Origin of the sequence: Virgibacillus siamensis, from assembly GCF_039522605.1 — a bacterium.
Taxonomy (GTDB): domain Bacteria; phylum Bacillota; class Bacilli; order Bacillales; family Amphibacillaceae; genus Lentibacillus; species Lentibacillus siamensis.
Genome location: NZ_BAAADS010000001.1, coordinates 467,860 through 487,760 on the forward strand (window position 1 = coordinate 467,860; position 19,901 = coordinate 487,760).

Annotated in this window: 13 protein-coding genes and 1 pseudogene; all 14 read right to left on the reverse strand. The window is 42.1% G+C overall.

Annotated features, from left to right (window positions below):
- Positions 1-112: 112 nt before the first annotated feature.
- The 14 genes and pseudogenes from ABD010_RS02285 to ABD010_RS02345 all read right to left on the reverse strand — a co-directional run bounded on the left by ABD010_RS02285 (position 113) and on the right by ABD010_RS02345 (position 19,873).
- Complete coding sequence (locus ABD010_RS02285; protein ID WP_343809885.1) at positions 113-829, reverse strand: GntR family transcriptional regulator; 717 nt, start codon at positions 827-829, stop codon at positions 113-115.
- A gap of 115 nt (positions 830-944) precedes the next feature.
- Positions 945-1,799, reverse strand: coding sequence for a hypothetical protein (locus ABD010_RS02290; RefSeq protein ID WP_343809887.1), 855 nt, complete (start codon positions 1,797-1,799; stop codon positions 945-947).
- Between the two features lie 75 nt (positions 1,800-1,874).
- Positions 1,875-3,347 (reverse strand): arylsulfatase, encoded by a 1,473-nt coding sequence (locus ABD010_RS02295; RefSeq protein ID WP_343809889.1) that lies wholly within the window; start codon positions 3,345-3,347, stop codon positions 1,875-1,877.
- Positions 3,344-4,288 carry an ROK family protein gene (locus ABD010_RS02300; RefSeq protein ID WP_343809893.1) on the reverse strand — a complete coding sequence of 315 codons (945 nt, stop codon included), beginning with the start codon at positions 4,286-4,288 and terminating at the stop codon, positions 3,344-3,346. Before ABD010_RS02300 ends, ABD010_RS02295 begins: the two co-directional genes overlap by 4 nt.
- A 76-nt stretch (positions 4,289-4,364) precedes the next feature.
- On the reverse strand, positions 4,365-4,532 hold the full coding sequence (locus tag ABD010_RS02305; RefSeq protein WP_343809895.1) for a DUF6903 family protein: 168 nt from the start codon (positions 4,530-4,532) through the stop codon (positions 4,365-4,367).
- A complete protein-coding gene (gene gnpA, locus ABD010_RS02310) occupies positions 4,533-6,692 on the reverse strand; it encodes a 1,3-beta-galactosyl-N-acetylhexosamine phosphorylase (RefSeq protein WP_343809896.1) in 2,160 nt (719 codons plus the stop codon). It lies immediately after the preceding gene.
- Between the two features lie 9 nt (positions 6,693-6,701).
- Positions 6,702-7,583 carry a carbohydrate ABC transporter permease gene (locus ABD010_RS02315; RefSeq protein ID WP_343809898.1) on the reverse strand — a complete coding sequence of 294 codons (882 nt, stop codon included), beginning with the start codon at positions 7,581-7,583 and terminating at the stop codon, positions 6,702-6,704.
- 12 nt (positions 7,584-7,595) lie between these two features.
- A complete protein-coding gene (locus tag ABD010_RS02320) occupies positions 7,596-8,486 on the reverse strand; it encodes a carbohydrate ABC transporter permease (RefSeq protein WP_343809900.1) in 891 nt (296 codons plus the stop codon).
- Between the two features lie 158 nt (positions 8,487-8,644).
- Positions 8,645-9,979 carry a carbohydrate ABC transporter substrate-binding protein gene (locus ABD010_RS02325; protein ID WP_343809902.1) on the reverse strand — a complete coding sequence of 445 codons (1,335 nt, stop codon included), beginning with the start codon at positions 9,977-9,979 and terminating at the stop codon, positions 8,645-8,647.
- A 446-nt stretch (positions 9,980-10,425) separates the two neighbouring features.
- Positions 10,426-11,004 (reverse strand): signal peptidase I SipW, encoded by a 579-nt coding sequence (sipW, locus tag ABD010_RS02330; protein WP_343809904.1) that lies wholly within the window; start codon positions 11,002-11,004, stop codon positions 10,426-10,428.
- Positions 11,001-11,372, reverse strand: a complete 372-nt coding sequence (locus tag ABD010_RS02335; RefSeq protein WP_343809906.1) for a hypothetical protein — start codon at positions 11,370-11,372, stop codon at positions 11,001-11,003. Before ABD010_RS02335 ends, sipW begins: the two co-directional genes overlap by 4 nt.
- A gap of 12 nt (positions 11,373-11,384) precedes the next feature.
- Positions 11,385-11,495, reverse strand: a pseudogene (locus ABD010_RS18290) (SipW-dependent-type signal peptide-containing protein); the annotation flags it as partial.
- Between the two features lie 140 nt (positions 11,496-11,635).
- On the reverse strand, positions 11,636-16,027 hold the full coding sequence (gene lacZ / locus ABD010_RS02340; RefSeq protein WP_343809908.1) for a beta-galactosidase, LacZ type: 4,392 nt from the start codon (positions 16,025-16,027) through the stop codon (positions 11,636-11,638).
- Between the two features lie 99 nt (positions 16,028-16,126).
- A complete protein-coding gene (locus ABD010_RS02345) occupies positions 16,127-19,873 on the reverse strand; it encodes a glycoside hydrolase family 84 protein (protein ID WP_343809910.1) in 3,747 nt (1,248 codons plus the stop codon).
- Positions 19,874-19,901 lie beyond the last annotated feature (28 nt).

Here is a 19,901-nt window from a genome sequence, read left to right on the forward strand (position 1 = left end):
TCTTGCCATTATATTTTGTGGTTATGTTGTCATTACCAGTGATTGTGAAAAATAACTCTATTAAGTGTCAATATGTTGGAAAGCGCTTAAAGCCCTTTCACTTAATAGAGTTTCAGGTTAGCTCCACCGTGTAATCGAACTTGTCACCACGGGCTACACTAATAGTATATTCAATCAATTCATCATTATGATAAGCAAAACGCTTAATCAGCATGGCAGGCTGACCTGCAGTCATACCGAACTGCTCCGCTTCTTCATTACGGACACTTGTTGCAGAAAACCGCTCAACCGCTTTTGTTACGCCCACCTGATAATCTTCGGTAAACACATCGTACATCGGTCGTTCCATCAGATCTTTTTCGGTCAAATTCGGAAACGTCTTCTTTGGCAGATAGGACGTTTCATACATTAACGGCTCGTCATCTGCAAGTCGAAGCCTTACAACTTGAAAAATCTCTTCAAATGGTGCCATATCCATCTTATTTGCCAGTCGCTCATCCAACGCTATTTCACGAAATGAAAGAACTTGTGTTGCTGGAGTTTTCCCTGTCGCTTTCATCTCTTCAGTAAAACTGTACAGCTTGACCAGATTTTGATTATAGCTTTTTGGCGAAACGAACGTCCCCTTGCCATGGAGCTTATAAATATAACCCTCTCGCTCCAGCTCCTGCAGCGTTTGCCTTACTGTGATGCGACTAAGTTCATAGACATCGCACAATTCACGCTCGGAAGGCAATTTATCTTCTACTTGATAATCCCCTGCATCGATTTTCTTTATTAAGTCTTCCATTAGCTGTAAATATAATGGCACCTTGCTTTTTTTATCCAATTCGCTTCCTCCCACCTCCCTGTCCTGTATAATCATATCAAACAGATAACATTTCGTGGTTATAACCAGTTAAACTAAGTATAAAAGCAATACAATAAAATGTAAAGGAATCCAACTACGAATCCAGCATAATCCGTAGACCAGTTTTATCATCTTTCATTTTTAACCGAGGGTAGTGAACACATTGCGGATCACTGTTTTCCCGTTTTTCCACTTCATGCATTAATCCATCCAAACCGTCATTAAAAGCAATTAATGCGGACTGTTCCCAAGCATTATTTTCCCCTAATTCTGTAGGGAGTAATAGTCCATCACTCAGCAGCAGAATTCCGGTGACTTTTTTCAGCGATAATCTGCCGCTTTCCACATGATCCATGGCATCATCACTACCATCAATTACACTGTAACCGTCCGTTGTATTTAGCTTTGAACGATTTTCTGAAAGAATTGGCTTTACTAGTTCCCTTGCTTCAGCAATATCTACGTTCAGTTTCTTCATCTTTCTTAATTTCACAATTTCGTTGATTGCCTTTTCGTCAAAATGGTGAAGCAGATCATAGGTAACTGTTCGTATATCGCCATTCTCATACTGTAAAAATATCATGCAGTCAGCTGCATGGACATACTCACAGGATAACCGATTCATATCCAATGAAACAGCAGCTGCTGCACACGTACTCCGCTTCAGCTTTGGAAGTCTAACAATACATCCATCTTCGTCCAGGCCAAGATGGTGTATGGTTTTATTTCCGACCATACGATTGGCAGCTTCCATTACAGTATCAAGCCGCTCCATTGCCGTTGCTTCATCCAGCACTTTTTGAACAGCCTGGGATGCCACGTAGCCTGGGACTCCGTCAAGTCCGGTAGCACCATCAATCACCGCAAAGATACCTGCTTTTTCATTAACAACGCATGCATCTTCATTTATGTTCCGGTTCCCCTTTTTACATAAAGTATCTATTTTCATCTCAACGCCATCCACCTTTGGACTTATAATACACGCATCAAAACTCCACCCTGTATGCATCTTAGCTGCAAAACGTTATATCTGTCTATTGGAATGAACAGCTTCTTGTAAATACGTACGCGGTTGCCGGCCGGGAATCAATTTTTCACCGTCCGAATACCCTTCTTCTCTGCCATCCAGTTCCATGATAAGTTTTTCACGCCAAAAATCCAAGCGTTCGCTGTATTCAGGGTTATTTTCCTGACTGTTTAATTCCTTTGGATCTTTCATCAGGTCAAAAAATTGCTCTTTTCCTGTCTGGGAAAACCAGATATATTTTTCCTTGCCGTTCGTTATATAATGATACGAATCAGAACCATACGCATGTTCTCCATGAATATACGAACGCCACGGAACAGCCTTACCCTGCGCAAGCGGCAGCACACTTTTTCCTTCAACACTTGCTGGCGGCTGAACCCCGGCAGTATCCAGCAAGGTAGGCATAATATCCCGTAATGCAACGGCTTCAGACACTCCAGTTCCTTTTTTCAGATTGAGATGATTGCCCGGATCGGAAACGATAAATGGTACCTTCGCGCTTCCTTCATATGGCAGAGCTTTGGCAAAAAGATGATGGTCCCCCAACAACTCTCCATGATCCGACGCAAACAGAATGACCGTATTATGTAACAGACCGAATTCCTGCAATTTATCTAAAAATCGTCCAACCTGGTAATCAATTTGTGTGATCAAGGCATAATAGGCAGCCTGTGCACGTTTTAATCTGTTTTTTGGTACGATTCCTTTTTTTGCATCCGGACGCAGCCCGTTTCGATCGTCATCTTCACAATCCGCCCAGTTTCCAACGACAGGGTCCGGAATATCCGAATGAATATATTGATCAAAAAACACTTGTGGCGGGTCAAGGGGCGGGTGCGGTCTCACAAACGACATTTTCAGAAAAAATGGTTTGGACGGATCCCTTCTTCGCAGAAAATCTATCGATTGAGTAACGACCCAATTGGTTGGATGAAGCTCCTCGGCCAGATGCCATGGCCGAGCAACTGTTGAAGCATTGCAGTCAAGACCTAAATCCGTTAGGTCATGATGACTGCCTGCCTTATCCCGCAGCCAATTGATATAATCATCGGTGGAATCAAATGACGCGTTTGTTGTCGTCTGATCCTTAAAACGGTTATAGTGCATATATCCATCATGCAACACAACATTATGATACCCGCAAAGCTTCCGTGTTGGATATACATGCATTTTACCGACACACTGCGTATGATACCCGCCATCAGCCAGCTCTCCGGGCAAAGTATGTTCATAATCCCATGGAATTTTGTCTTCATAGCCAACCCTGCCATGTGATTGCTGGCGCATACCGGTTAGGATTGCCGCCCGTGCCGGTACACAGGTCGGTGTCGCGGAATAAGCATTTTCGAACGTTACCCCGTCAAGCGCCAGCTGGTCAATATTCGGTGTTTCAACCACCGGATGATTAAGGAGACTCAAACAGTCATAGCGCATCTGGTCCACATTGATAAATAGGATGTTCGGTTTCATTTTTGCTCCTCTCCTGTCACAAGCTTTTGTTTATCCAACGTATCCCATTGTTTAAACACGCTTAATCCGGCGCCAATTACTCCCTGATCACTCCCAAGCTGACTAACTTCCATTGCGTTTAAAATGTGCATTTGTTCTTCTATTGCATATGGCGTTAATTTTTGCCTGATGATCTTCAGCAAAACCGGATTGTGCGTTATCACACTTCCGCCAAATACTAGTTTATGCGGGTCTATTAAACTATTAATCGTATAAACACCGTGAGCAATGGATGCAGCCACATCATCCACTAGTTTTTCAGCAACTGCATCTCCGCGGTAAAACGCAGTAAATACATCCTTTGCCGTTACCCGATCACTTTGATACAATTTTTGGGCACGTTTTGTCAGTGCTGGACCGGCTGCAACTTTTTCGAGGCGTTCCCATCCGGTTTTCTCTAACGGAACCGGAATCAGTCCAATTTCACCTGCAAACCCGGCGCCCCGAAGAAACTCACCGCCCTGAATGATGGAACTCGAAATACCCGTGCTGACGGTTATGTACACAAAAAATTCCTCGGCAGATAAATCAGCTTTCTTCCATTCAGCGAAGGCTGCCATATATACATCATTATCGATAACCATTCGTTCAAATCCGAATATATCTTGTAACCGTTCCACAAACGGGAAGTTTTTCCACGGCAAATTGTTCTGGAACACGGCAATTCCATTCTCCCGATCCACTTTTCCCGGAACACCTGCACCAATTCCGAAAATCTCTTCGACCGGGATACTGCTATGATTCATAAGCTTCTCCACACAAGTGGCAACCTGTGAAAACATGCTTTCTTTATCACTGGTGTCACTTGGAACAACTTCTTTCTGAATCAGGTCGCCATTTTCATTCACAATCCCACTTGCTGTTTTCGTTCCGCCTATATCAATTCCAATCGCATATCTCACATAACCCCTCACATTCACACGTATCATATTACAAAAGTCATGATGGGGATGGAGCCCGAAGAGAGCTCCAACCGCTTCATGTAAATTTTCGATTATAGTTCCATAGTAAAACCAGTAATCCTGCCAGGCCGATCAGCTGGATCAGCAACTGTATTTTTCCAACCGTCTGCTGGCCATAGACGATCAAAAACAAACAAAAAAGAAAGAGAATTATTTTGAAGATACGGTTAACGTTATCTTTCATTTACATTTCCTCCCACACAATTTCGCTTGCTCCCAGTGTCATAACTTGCTTCTTTCCATTTCCATCGTATACATCGGTGACTTGTTTTTCATCGGAATTATTCACGACCGCATATTTTTGGATGGCTGGATATGCATGAACCTCACAATAAACATTTGATGCATGCCATTTCTCAAAATCTTCTTCTTTATGTGCAGCAAAATACAGCGCCCGCATTAACAATCGTGTGTTTTCGTGGCTGTAAGGCAGCCCCGCGATATATACACTGCGGCCGCGGCCAAACTCAGAACTTGCCAAGTGTACCCCGCCATCAGAATACTCGATAACTTCCGTGCCTTCACTCAGAGCATATATGTTTTTCATGCTTTCCCCGAAATTATATTCGGTTATATCTTCCTTTATAAAATGGGATTTTACGGGGTTGTTAAAATACTTATTCATCGATAAACTGTATCCTAATTCTTTATCAACACCCAAAACATTTGCCAGCTGAAAGAAACGTCCTCCATGGTGGATCGCTGACGGTTCACCAATCCCGATAAAACCTCCACCATTGCCGACCCATTCGCGGATTTTTGAAGTAAGCACTTCATTAAGCCACTTCTCGCCTCCAGAAAACGCTGTGCCGATATCACCGGCATTGATGATGACATCTAAATCTTCCGGAATATCGTTTTCCACTACATCATCAAAACTGATGAACGACACGTCTGCCGCTGATCCGCTGAGCGCTTCCAAAACGCCCTGATACGAATATGCCTGTTTGTACCATTTACCATGTGCCACCATATGTGTCTGCCATGTTCTGATTTTACCCCACGCATTTAAGACAGCGACTTTGATTCCCGAATAAGGTTTAACTCCATTAATAGTTTCATGGATTCCCCGAAATTCATTGGCGATTTTTTCCACATAATTGACAAATTCCGGGAATTTATATGCCAAACTCAAATACCCGCCATAGCCAATCCGGTCAAGAGGATTGCGCATGAGCGCTCTGCGTGCAGTCAGCCAATTTTCATTCGCTTCAACAACCGGGTTGTTACCTTCGTAAAAGGTATCCGGAAAGAAGTACGGCAAAAATCTTCCTTCTGTATACGTAACGTGCGGAATATCTGCAATCATTCGCAATGTTGTGCCATCACCGACACTCCCCACGACTGCATCAACCCCTGTTTCATGAAAATAATCGCCATACGGTTCCGTGCCAATCCAATTATCACCCAGAAACATCATTGCTTCCTTGTCTTTCTCATGGACCATATCCACTAAATCCTTCACTTCCCTGGCAACAAATTTTTGGATGAATTCCATGTAGTCCAAATATGCCTCGGAAGGAACACGAAACGTTGAATTGTAATATCCTTGGTCAACAATATCTTCCGGCCGCAAACGATAGCCTTTTTCCTGTTCGAACGCCTCCAGCGCTGCGACAGATACACTTGCACCATATCCGAACCAATCTACAAATTTTTCTTTCCCCAAATTATTAAACACCAATGTGAAGTGATAAAAAAAGGTAGTGAAGCGTACGACGTCCGTATCGGGATTTTCCTCCAGCCATTTTTGCAAATAGTCTTTCACAAATTGATTGGAATGTGGCTGCCGGACATCAAACGGAATTTCATGCGGTTTGTCGCCCCAATCATTCGTTATATGGTTATACATTTGTGTCGGATCCCATTTCATGTACGCCAAAAATGAAATGGTGTATTCATGCCATGGACAGGCATTGTGAATCAACAGCCGGTTCGTTTCCCGGATTACTGTCCAATCGGCAGGATTCACGACTTCCCCTGTCGTACGGTCAATAACTTCCCACCATTTTTTCGGATCGTGAACATAATCCGCTTCTATCTGCTCGGTAAAATATCCGTCCAAAATATCTACTTCCAAGTCGTTTCCCACTGCGGTATTATACTTGGACATGAGATACAATTGCTGCATTTCTTCCGGATGCTTTTCCGCAAATTCATTATGACTGCGCGCAACAAAATATGTCGTATATATTTTGGCATCAAGTTGTTTAATTTCTTCATCCAGTTTTGTTCCGTCACTGTCACGAAGAGCATCCGCCCCCCACCGTTTCATCAATTCTTTTGTCGGCTCCAAAAAATTCTGCTCGCTCGGCAGTGTCACTCGCCCTATTTTATTTTTCATTTACAACACCTATCCTTTCACTCCACCGACAGTCATTCCTTCTGTCAGACGTTTTTGCACAATGATATATAAGATCAATGTCGGCAGCATAACAATCACCATACCGGCATACATTGGTCCATAATTGACTGCAGCCCGTTCCGCAGCCATCAGGTTTAGCAGCCCCACAGGCAGCGTTTTGTCTTCTCCCGGAAGCAGAGTCAACGCCAAAATGTATTCATTCCAGAACAAAAGAAAGTTAAATAGAATGACAATCACAATGCTCGGAGTTGCCATTGGAAACATGACCGAAATCATCGTCCTGAAATACCCCGCTCCATCGATATTTGCTGCTTCTTCAAAATCCGTGGGAAGCGTTTGAAAGTAACTGGACAACAGAAAAATGGTAAATGGCAATGCGGTTGCTGCATAGATTACTGCAAGTACAATCAGATTATTGATAAAAAACCCGTCATCAAAAATAGGATCCAGTACCTTATCCCACTCCAGCAGCATTAAAAAGATTGGAACAACAATATAACTTACATTAATAAACAAGCCTGCTTTCACAAACGAGTTCAACAGCCCGCTCCCGGGGAATTGGAATCTCGAAAGAACATATGCCGCCGGTAATGCCACAGCGATTAACACGATCAGCGCCACTCCCGTAACAATCACAGAATTCAGCAGGTATTCTCCCATGTTCGCCTGGATGAACGCCTCCACAAAGTTCTGAAAATAAAAACCATCAGGAATCGACCATGGCGTACCATAAAACTCTGAATTCTCCTTAATTGAGGCGGTGAATATCCAGGCTACTGGGACAATAATCGCTATCGCCAGACCAATCAGAACAACATAGATAAATAATTTAACCAGTTTTTCGGTGCTGATGCCTTTGTTTTTTTTCAAGTGAACACCTCCCTAATACTCCAGCGGTTCTCGCTTGGTAACAAAACTGACCGCCGCTGCCAGAGCAAATGAAAAGACGAAGACAACAACACCAATCGCCATTCCATAACCATATGTCGAATTTCCGTACGCCTGTGCATACATATAAGACAGAAACACTTCCGTTGATCCATCCGGTCCACCGCCGGTCATAGCTTTAACAAGCAAAAAGCTCAAATTGATCGTGCTGATAATGTAAAATGCCAGCGTCGTGCGGATATTCGTCCAGATAAGGGGAAGGGTAATGCTGGTAAATTGTTTAAAACGTCCTGCCCCTTCCAGCGAAGCAGCTTCATAATAACTGGCAGGAATACTCGCCATGCTGGACATATACATGACCATATAGTACCCAATCGCCTGCCAGACGAGTGCACCAGCCAGACTGTAGATGACGATATCCTGATTTCCCAGCCACAATTGCTCAAAACTTTCCATGCTGAAAATATCAAACACACTATTCAGCAATCCGCTTTCCGGAGCAAAAATTGCAGAAAAAATACCGGCAATAACAACTACTGATAGTATATTTGGAATATAAAAGACGACCCGGAAAAAGTTATCCCCGACAATTCGCTCTCTTGTTAAAATCGCTGCGAACGTCAATGCAAAAAATATGGTGACAATTGCTACTACAACAATTAAAAAGATCGAGTTTTGAAAGGATTGAATAAAGTCCATGTCATTCCATAGGATTTTGAAGTTTTCAAAGCCTACAAACGACTTCGTATTGGACAATCCACCCCATCGATATAAGGACATCCGGAAAACTTCAATCGTAGGAATCACCATAAAAACAATAAATAGAAGTAATGCCGGTAAAATACATACGCTGATGAATATACTTCTGGATAATCTCTTGCTCAACACTTTCACCTCCCTACTTTAGAAAACTTGGTTGTCACCAAGCCTTTAAGTGACGGTCTTAGTTGCACTTATGCAGTCAAAGGTTTTATACTTTCGAAACTGCCAAGCAAAACGGCGGGCCAGTACCCGCCGTTTGCTTTCACCTGATCAGTTACAGTTTATTTCAATGCGGATCTCAGTTTGTCACTTGCTTCTTCAAGATTTTTTTGCCATTCTTCCACAGTGATATCGCCACTGACGACACTGTCGACCTGTCCATACAATGTTTCCTGAATACTTACACCAGGGACAGGCTTTGTGGAAGCAAAAGTACCCATTGCAGGCAATGCGCCTTCTTCTTCATAAATACTGTAAAATTCCTTTTTCTGTCCTTCCAGTTTATCGGTTATTCCATTAATCGGCTGAACTGCACCCGCTTCCAGGAAGATGGATGCCGCTTCGTCTGAATACATATAAGCGATGAATTCTTTGGCAGCTTCTTTATCTTCAGCCTTTTTTGGAATCCAAATTTGCTCAAAGAAAGTAAAAGCATAACGATCACCGCCTTGCTCAAATGCCGGAATCGACGTCATTCCCCATTTAAACCCATCTGCCCTTGGTGCTTCAGACATCTCACCGGTAACCCATGTGCCATTCGGCATGAATAATGCCTTGTTATCCAATACCAGTTGCTGATTCTTCGTGAAATTTTTCGGATTCGCATTTGCTACGGTATTCGGATGCACATAATCGGCCAGTTTACCGACTGTCTCCAGTACTTTTGTTGCCTCATCAGACATCCAGATACCATCTTCATACGTCATAACGGAATTGTAAAAATCAGGACCGCCGGAAGCATAAAGCATTGAGCCCAGCAACGTATCAAAATAGCCCGCAATTGGATAGGTAAACAGCGACTTGCCTTCACCAAGCTTATTACCTAGTTTCCACATTTGATCCCAGTTGCTTGGGACCTCCCATCCTTTTTCTTTAAACAGTCCTGCATTATAAAATAACCCTGTCGGACTATAGAACATCGGAGCCATATACATCTCACCATCACCGTATGGGTTTGTTGCGAGTGTATCAGTAAAGCCTTCCAGTATTTTCTCCTTCACCTTTACATCCTCACCAGGCACTTGCATGTCCAGCACATCGGAAATATTCTCCAGGCCGTTCTCCTTGATTAATGTTTCCGTAAGCGCCTGTTCTCTTCCTGTCGCCAGCAGCATGACGTCCGGATAATTTCCCGCCTGCATTTTCGGACGGATGACTTCTTCAATGTTTTTTTCCAATGTCAGTTTCACATCCACATTTTCATGCGATGCTTCATATTTCTTGGCAATTTTCTTCCACATATCAGCACCATACGCTGATTCCAGCGCAGCAAGATTCAATGTAACCTTACCATTAGAGCCCTCAGCGTTTGATTCCTTTTCATCACCACTGCAAGCAGCCAAACTTATACACAAAGTCACTATAAATAATGCTAAAAACCATTTCTTCATACTCATCAACAGCCCCCCTCAGGTTTTGATTAATTAATATTTTACAAGGTATAAAAACGTTTTCACAATAAACATCTTGTTCAGATTTTTATATATATTGCTTTTTTTCTTACCCCTCTAAAAAAGTTTCCTAAAAAATGTGCTACATCCAATCTTATTCATTTTTGCGCCCGATGAAGGTTTCATATGAGGATGTGCGCTTATACATGTTTCACTGCAGCACTTTCCAGAAAATAGCTGATATACAAAACCCGATGATAGCTCGAATTAAAACGAAATCCTAATCCGACTAGTTTACTAGCGATTTTAATGAATCCTATCATCCTTATTCTAACAGAACAAAAAGGGCAATACTGAAAAAATCAGATTGCCCTTTTTGATGTTATTGGCAGTCCCGCAAAAGTCTACTTACGCTTTAGAATAGGTATTATATTGAATCCCTTTCAAGGATATCAGGCATCAGTCGACGATGTTTCTTCCTTTTTCTTACGCCCATCAATTTCTTTAAAAGCTTTCCAGATCGTGATAATAGAATAAATGATTAATAGAATACCCGGCAGAACTACCAGTAATGCAGTACCTTGTTTTGATTGTGCATAGTGCATAAAATAGCCAACAAATGGAACTGTGAAACCAGTATAAACGGCTTCAACCTTTGAAGGGAGGACAGGTTTTGAATCATGACTGTCGTTGTTATCACCCTTTGTAACATACTTTGGTTGGCTGTCAGTCCCATTAACTTTGACAATTCGGTGCGTGACAGTTGTTGCTTTATCTATCCTATAAGTAATCACGTCACCTTTTTTTAAATTGGCTGGTTCTTTAACAGGTTCAACAGCAATGAGCGACCCTGTTTGAAAAGTAGGCTCCATCGAACCTGATAAAACCGTCTTAAATTGATAACCAAAAAAGCTCGGTTCCCCACCAGAAATCTTTGATGAAACAACCACAAAGACCATAAAAATTAATGTGATAATTAACAGAGTGGTAATTGCACCACTTAACCATTTTTTAAGTGTACGAAATGTCATTGTTTCCCCTCACTTTTATGCAATTTCTTCTTACCTTCGTTGCCATTTTCATTTAATTCATCCTGGTCTTTTGTTTCCTGTTTCTTTTTTGCAGATTGATTAATACTGTTTGATTCATTACGAACAGGTTCTTTCGTGTCATGTTCCTTTTTTGCAGTATTTTTTTCCGTGGAAGTTGATTGATCCTTTGTTTCCCCTGTTTTAGCCTTGTTCACTTCTTTTTTCCCTGTCTGGTCATTATGATTCGACTTGTTCCCTTTATCAGTTTTTTTCTGCTTGTCTTCTTTATCAGTTTGCTTATACTCATCCGTTTTGTCGTTTGCCTTATGATTGAACTTTTTGTCCACCTCCGCTTTATCATTATCCATTTCCCGCGTCTCCGCCGTAATGGAACCAGACTTTTTTTCCGAATCAGTGAAGTAAGCATTTGTCGGAGATGTTAAATTTATGAAACTAATCAATGTAATAAAAAGAATGATGCCTAGTTGCATAAAAAATATGGAAAACCAGTATTTATCTACAAAATTTCCCGCTCGCTTGGTTTTAATGATGTTTATACCTCCTTCTCCTGAGCCTTTTTATGGCACGGCGGCAAATCCAAGACTTGCCGCCTGTGCATTCATCCATGATACTATTTCCACTTCTCCAGCAGATAATCCGCATCTGCCTTTAGCGCTTGATAGACTTCATCGGAAATAGATCCCTTTACTTGTTCCAGTAATGTGGTAAATCCATTAAGATGTTTGACTACCTTATCACTCATTTCTTTTTCCTCGAAACGATTAATAGTAATTAACTGCAGATTTAAAGCATGTACCGTCTTATCATCAGGAATTTCCCCTTCTTCGTCATACCGCTTTACCAGTTTCATCATATCTGCAGCACTTGTAGTAACATGAATCATGAATGTTTTTTCCGTAACATTCCCTGCTTTATCCTCAGCTGTTACAACAAATTTATACGTGCCCGGTTTACCCGCCATATCCAGGTTTGTCCCTTCTTCGTATCGCTTGCCATTGAACGTAGCAGATGTTGTTTTAAGCCCACTATTTTCATCTTTTGCTTCCCACGTAAATGCAAGTGTATCGGAGTCTGAAACAGTGGTTTCGTCTTTAAGATTGTTACCGTTCAATAACGTTGTGACCACCGGCCCGTCGGTGTCAGCGGTAAATTTGGCACCAGCCCAGTCAGCATGATCATTTCCATTTCCATTACCCGCATCTGTTACTACCAATTTCAATTGACTTTTTCCTCGAATATCTACTTTGATGGATTGTGCTGGTGTTTCTCTTTGCATAACACCACTTTCGAACAACTTTTCTCCATCTGCCCATACTTGAAATTTCACAGACCCTGTTTGATTAGCCTCTCTGTCAAGACCGATTACTGCTTCGAAGGTATCATAACCTTTACCGGCAATATCATAGACAATTTCCGAATTTGCATGGGTTCCAATCCCCTTATCATAGGTGACAGGTCCGTTATCCCCCATTAATGTAATCGGGTTTCCTTCGATACTGCGGTCACGGTGTATCATTCCCCAGCCAGCAGTGGCGCTCTCCCAATCCAAATCACTTAAATACAGTTGATCGGCAAGTTCGAAGTGGATAACATATTTAGCCGTAACCAAGCCATCATCGGAAGCCGCTGTGATCACCGTTTTTCCCGGCAGTTTTTCAGCTGCATCCATTTCCACGTTGACATCATCGCTGATTGTTTTGACGTTTACCTCTGGCACATCTTCCATTGTTCCTTTCAAATAACGAAGCGTATAATCCGTTCTATTGGCATTAAATGCAGCCAGTGATTCGCCATTTATCGTAATGTCTTTCACTAATTCATCGGTTACAACCCGTTTACTTAATTTCATTGGTGAATCCTCTTTTGATATTGGTCGCAAACGGAAACTATAACTGTATTTCTGATCTGCCTGCATTGTGAATTCAGGATGTGGCCGTTTTCCCCAGCTGTTATCCCCGCCAAGTCCCATTTGATGGTAGTTGAGATTCACAAAAATCTCTTCTTGCTGCTCCAGCTGATATGGATGTGCGGATGATCCTAAATCCTCTTCCGTATAATGAAGGGCACCCACTTCAAGCAGTGGCAGACCGGTTGCCATCAGTCCGATTCCATCTTCATTTGTGAAAGTTACCCAGCGCACATCCGTTTTGTTGCCAGTTTCCTGCGGTTCCACATAAGGATAGAAATTATCTGTTACTGTACTACTGTAGACACCTACAGGATAACCGGTTTTACGATCCCAATAATTGCTTTCAGGTCCGCGTCCAAACCAGTCCATTTGTTCAAACTCGCCCGGCAATGTCATTTCCATTCCAACCGCCGGAATTTCCGACAGTCCGTTGCCAGGATCTAATGTGCTGTTAACCACTACCTCGCCTGTTCCATAAACAATATAGGAAGTCTTATAATCGGATTTGTTCGTGGTTGGCAATGTACCGGTTACATTTATCCGGATCGCATTGCTGCCGTATTTTACAACCTCAACATCATCAACATTTCTGTTTTTACCGGCATTTTTCCATGTTTCCGTTCGCGCGGGCATTCCGTTTCCTTTGTCACTATCATTTGGTGCCCGCCAATAATCCGGCTCAGGACCTGTTTTTATTAAATCTGTATTCTTATATTCGAAAGTGGCTATGGTCCCTTTTGCTTTATTGAAAGTCAACTTAAAATCTTTTCCATCGACAGCGATGGATGAATCGTTGTTTTCTACAGCTATCTCAGGCATATCACTTATTTTCTTCGGTGCTTGTGCAGGAACGTCATATTCCATATTGAATTGTTCATAAGCGATTTCATGTCCCTCAGACGCCCAGCGCGTATCTTCCTTCAATGTAAAGCTTACATCCAGAAAGTATTCTGACCCTGCTTCGAGAACCGGTTTTTCGATTGGCAGCGTAATTTCTTTCGTTGATAACGGCTTAACATTAAGCCCCTCTATTTTACCTTCCTGAATAACCTTATCATCCTTCTTTAATTCCCATTTAGCATCATACGCGTTCAGGTTTGTAAAAAGAAACTCATTTTTTAATTCGACTACACCATTCTTAAGATCAACCGCTTGCATTTCCACGTTTTGATACACTTTTTTAACTTCTTTTATTTCAGGCTGTGGTGTTCGATCGGATGAAACCAATCCATTCGCCATAAAGTTGTCGTCATTTGGCACATCACCCCAATCACCGCCATATGCCTGATAGAAACCTTCTTCTTCACCAGGAATTGGCCAGCGCAGAGTCTGGTTGACCCAGTCCCAAATAAAGCCGCCTTGCAGATTTTTATACTTGTCAATAACATCCCAATACTGATAAAGGTTACCGACACTATTGCCCATAGCGTGTGCATACTCAATCAGCAGGAGTGGCTGTGGGTTACCTGATTTGCCGTAGGATTCAACAAATGACACATCCGGATACATAACGCCTCTCACATCACCCCACCGATCATCCCCAGCATAGTGTACGATTCTGGTAGGGTCCAAATTCCGCGTTAGTTCGGCCATATGTTTAAAGGTTGAGCCAGTGCCAGCCTCGTTTCCAAGCGACCAGATAACAATTGATGGATGATTTTTATCCCGTTCCACCATGCTTCTCATCCGGTCAAGTGATGCAGGCAGCCACTGTGGATCACTCTTAGGCAATTCTCCCCTTCTCCCATGTGACTCCAAATTTGCTTCATCAATAATATAAAGCCCGTACTTATCCGCCAAATCATACCATTCCGTCTGATTTGGATAATGTGAGGTACGAACCGCATTAATATTGTGTTTTTTCATTAATTTAATATCCTGAATCATGCGTTCGCGGGAAACGGTACGTCCATCAACCGGATCCATTTCATGCCGATTAACACCTTTAAATGTAATCGGCTTCCCGTTTATTGTCATTTGATTGTCCACCATCTTAATTTCCCGAAAGCCAACATTTGTGCTGGTAGTCTCAATGATTTTTCCATTTTGGTCTTTCAGTGCTAACACAAGTGTGTACAAGTTAGGATGTTCAGCAGACCATTTTTTCGGATTCTCAATGAGCCGTTCTTTATTGATTGTTAATTTTGTTTCATCATTAAAATCAACTTCGGCTTCAATTGGCTGATCAAGCATTTTTTCATCATCGACATTATAAAGCTGCATCTCAACTTTTTTACTGCCTGCTTTATTTTTATCATGCTTTGTCAAGTCAACACTTACAGCCAATGTCGAGTCTTCATAAGCTTCATCTAAATTTGTTTTTACAAACAGATCACGCATATGAACATTCGGAGTGGAATACAAATAAACATCCCGGAATATGCCGCTCAAGCGAACCATATCCTGATCCTCCAGCCAGCTGCCATCTGACCAGCGATAAACTTCAACAGAGATCGTATTTGTTTCACCACGCTTGATATATTCCGATATATCAAACTCGGCAGGAGTAAAACTGTCTTCACTATAACCGACTTTTTCACCATTCACCCATACATAAAATGCTGACTCAACCCCTTGAAATGACACATACACAGGTTGTTTATCCCAATTATCAGGAACGGTAAATTCCTTTTTATAGGAGCCAACAGGATTGTAAATTGTTGGTGCTTTTGGAGGTTCCGGCATTTCGTAGCCCGTCCATGGATACGTTACATTCGTGTAGATTGGATAATCATAACCTTCCAGCTGCCAGCTTGAAGGCACTTTAATTTTATCCCAATCGGAAACATCGTAATCTTCCTTATAAAAGTTCTTCGGCCGTTGTGCCGGGTTTTCTGAAAAATGAAACTTCCACTTCCCGTTTAGTGATTGATAGAATTCCGACTCAATCTGGTTGTCCTTCAATGCGGATTCGACATCTTTGTACGGCATAATGGCCGCGTGTGCTGGTTCACGGTTTACTTGAAAAGTTTCCGGATTATTATTCCATTCCGGGTACCCCTCCTTTCCTTGCGCAGCAGCCAGCGACTGCGAGGCAAAGTAGCCGAGGGCAAAAACAACCAACACCGCTGGCAATAAAAGCCATCTTTTCATATATGCTTTCCCCTTTCCGCTCTATTGAGCTTAATATTTGAACGACAGATTCCGGATGATACCGGATGCAGATAGAAACCCTGCTTCTGGCGAGTCATCCTACTGCCATTGTTCAATAAACGAATCCGATACGATGGAAAGCGTTTCATACGCCTTTTCCCCAATTAGCTGATTTTCTTTTTGATAATCAAGCAGTGTTTTAAACCCTTTCATATGTTTCACTACTTTTGTTGCGTTTTCTTGCTTTTCGTATCGATAAACGGCTGTCAAATGAACCGTTAATGCATGCACCGCCTGCTCATCTTCAAATGCGCCATCGTTTGCAAATTGCTTCACCAATGCTTTAATATCCTGAACGCTGTCAACATCCGGAACTTGTTTTTCAACTGGGATAATCTCATGGATCTGTGGTATTGTTGCACCTTTCCATTCCAATTTGATCTCCAGTACATGTTCAAAAGATGACACATCAATGGTTTGCATTGCTTTCGATAATTGTCCAGCCTGATGCCAGCCTTCTTTATCACGAATGAGAACATCCGCATTGGACACGTGATCCGGATTTTGCAAAAGAATCACATCTTCAAGTGTGTTTCCCTTCGTCAGTTTATAATTCAGAGAACCAGTGCCCTGATTTCCTGCAGGCATATAGTAGGTTGATAGTTTTTGATCCTTAACACGCCATGCTTCATGACCGTCCACACCTTGTGGGTCCGCCTCAATGGTTAAATCATCTGTGCCAGGTTTCAGGCTCCCTTCATTTACGATGATTTCATTTAAAGCAAGCCATTTGTTGGCATCCTCCGTGGAAATCAGTCTGATGTATCTAGCCTGTACCGCATCATTTAGCTTGACCCGTTTATACCGAAACGGTGATTCATGATCAGGGAAATTCCCGCTTCTGCTTTCAGGATGATCAAAAGTATGAATCGTCTTCCATGTTTCACCATCCGTCGAAACCTGTAATTCACCTTTTCTGAAATAATCCCCTTCTTCTTCATCGATAACCACGGCAACATTATGCACATCAACAGTACCGCCCATGTCAACTTGAACATACCGGCCTTTATTCTGCATGCCGCCAAACCATACCTTACTGTTCAAATCACCATCATAAACATTCCCGATTTCGCCTGCATATATATTCGGATAATTATGGGTTACAACTGGTTCAGCAAATGCATTCTTCTTCACCAACAACTTGCTCAAATCAAAGGTTATACCATTTTCTGTATTGTTAATCAGCCGTACATAAGCAAAGTTCGGGAAAGAATCCGTTGTAATTTCTTCCCATTCGACGCCATTGTTGGAAACTTCCAATGATAACTTGGAATTGGTGCTTTTCAGCGCAATATCTTTAATATTCCTGATTGTTTGCAGCGAAATCCCGATATATTGTCCGGGTTTTAACGTAATGTCACTAAGGTCAGAGATTTTGGCAGACCTTTCCGTTGCTTCAATTTCTGTATCCTTTAATGCTTCCACATTTGTATAAACACTTTCAGCAGATTTGTTTGTATTAACTGTAAATTCCCTGACTGCTGTCCACAAATCAGGTTTACCGCCGGGAACTCCCGCATGTGTTAAACGATACCGGACGTACCTTGCTTCGACATTCAAATCCTTTTCTTCAATCAAATAACCAGATCGTTCATCGCCAATTGCTTTCCAGTTTTCGCCGTCAACAGAGTATTCCAGCACCCCTCGTTGAAAAATATCATGGTCCCCGTTATTTCTTCCTTGTAAAATACGGATGTTGTCTACGTTGACTTTCTTGCCTAAATCAATACCGTACCAGTCACCATTTTCCTGGATGATTTTGACATATGCATATGTCTCTTCATCCCCGTCGACCATTTTTCCCATGTCCTGCCGTTCGTAAGAGGTTATCGGAATATTGGCAGTTGCATCAGGATCAATTGCTGTTACAATCTGTGCCTGTAATTGACTAATCAGCTTATCAGCAAATGGAATCAACCGCTTCGCTCCAGCTTCGACTGTTATATCCGATGCATTTAACCTTGGAACAGTGTAAGTCTGGGATTTTTTCATTGCACCTGTTGCCTTTCCGAGCTCTTTCCATGCCAGATTCACGTCTTCATTCTGCAGCGCCAATACAGATTTAACTGCATGTTTGTCCGCTTGCACTATTTCCCGCAAGCTATTCAACCATGGTTTAATCTCCTTAAGCATCTGCTCGTTCGTACTTTTTTCCTTAAACCCTTCAATCGCATCCAGCACACGATTGAATTCATCAATTAAACTTGTTCCAATTTCATCAACAGGTTCATCAGCCTTAAATTTTTGCTTAAACTGTTTCAGTTCTTCCTTGATGTATTCAGATTCTTCCAGATCATATCCCCTATTCGTTGAAGGACTGCTCAAATGACTTGCAATAATCTGCAATTCAGAATCCGCATTCGGCGCAACATATTTAAACGAATCCTTCCAGCTTTGTTCCGCATGAAAATCATCCACATTCCATGCATAATCAGCTACCGCAAACAACGCAATTTTCGATAACTCGGCATGTTCCATCGGGTTGGTAACAAGCCCGGCAATGTTGTGCGTTCCCTCTTTTAAAACTTCTCCTTTGCCTAGAAAAAGACCTGAATTGACGTAATCATTAACCGGCCAATTCAGCCAGACAAATGGCTCACGCTCGGTAAATTGCTTTGGCCATGCCATGTCTTCCGGATTTACGGTTCCAAAAACACCACTTCCCGTCCACATAATTTCTACATTTTCCGGGGTATTGCTTAAAGCTTTTAAGTATGGCTTTCCTGTATTGCCGGTCCAGGCCTGATTATAAAAAGGCGGTGTATATATAAGCGGTTTCACATCACCTTTTGATTGAACCCAATTGGACACATCGGTAATCAACTTAACGTGCTTTTCCCTATTTTGCAGTGCCTTCGTCGTGTTAATATCATCCATAAACAAACCAAACTGTCTGACCCCGGCACTATAGAGCTGGTCCAATTTAGCCAGCAGCGTATCTAATTCCTGGTCATACTTATCCCAGTTAATCATGTTAAAACCCGGGTGTATTGCCCAAACAAAGTCTACTTTTGATTCGCTGCCGACTTGAGCAAGTTCCGCAATTTTGGCCAGTTTATCTTCCGGATACAGTTCACGCCATTTCCGGTTATGATACGGGTCATCCTTTGGCCCAAATATATAGGTGTTCATTTTCAATTGTCCGCCATATTGCATTAAACTGATTCTGGATTCGTGAGACCATGGGAAACCATAGAAACCTTCAATAAACCCACGCCGTTTGGTATCAGAGAAATCCTCATACAGCATAGAATGAATATTTCTATTCGGAATCCTGTCCAAAATCATTTTCAGACTGGCCAGGCCGTAATAGGCAGCGTCTGAATCTTTTCCCAGAATAGCAATGGTGCCTTTATCTTCCAGTTTTTTGTCCATGGTTAATACGTAAGGATCAATCTTCTCGAACACGGTTTCATCATACGTCACGTTTTCCTTAATATAGCTAGTCACGTAACCTCCTGAGTGTTCCGTACCGACCAGGATATTTGTCTTACCTGAGACAACTTGATCCGAGATATTAATCTCCAGTGATTTTGATTCAAGAATTTCTTTAAGAAAATCTGTTGTCGGCTTATCAATCGAATCACCCACAACAACATTAACTTCCTCCGTTATGGTAAAATCTGTGCCGAGATCTTTTTCATGTTGTGGCAGTGGGTAAATTTCATAGTAACGGTCATTACTATCTGCCTTTTTTGCTCCTGATTCGTCACCACTTGCTCCGACTAACGATAAAGGGGTGAGAATCAGCAGCAGCACAAACAGAACGATATAACTTTTTTTCATACTATCCGCCCTTCTTTTTTAAATTGTT

Bases quoted from the DNA above. Each gene is read 5' to 3' on its own strand.
- ABD010_RS02335 (WP_343809906.1), bottom strand. From the start codon at position 11,372: ATGGATAATGATAAAGCGGAGGTGGACAAAAAGTTCAATCATAAGGCA.
- lacZ (WP_343809908.1), bottom strand. From the start codon at position 16,027: ATGAAAAGATGGCTTTTATTGCCAGCGGTGTTGGTTGTTTTTGCCCTC.
- ABD010_RS02295 (WP_343809889.1), bottom strand. From the start codon at position 3,347: ATGAAACCGAACATCCTATTTATCAATGTGGACCAGATGCGCTATGAC.
- ABD010_RS02305 (WP_343809895.1), bottom strand. From the start codon at position 4,532: ATGAAAGATAACGTTAACCGTATCTTCAAAATAATTCTCTTTCTTTTT.
- ABD010_RS02290 (WP_343809887.1), bottom strand. From the start codon at position 1,799: ATGAAAATAGATACTTTATGTAAAAAGGGGAACCGGAACATAAATGAA.
- sipW (WP_343809904.1), bottom strand. From the start codon at position 11,004: ATGACATTTCGTACACTTAAAAAATGGTTAAGTGGTGCAATTACCACT.
- ABD010_RS02345 (WP_343809910.1), bottom strand. From the start codon at position 19,873: ATGAAAAAAAGTTATATCGTTCTGTTTGTGCTGCTGCTGATTCTCACC.
- gnpA (WP_343809896.1), bottom strand. From the start codon at position 6,692: ATGAAAAATAAAATAGGGCGAGTGACACTGCCGAGCGAGCAGAATTTT.
- ABD010_RS02325 (WP_343809902.1), bottom strand. From the start codon at position 9,979: ATGAGTATGAAGAAATGGTTTTTAGCATTATTTATAGTGACTTTGTGT.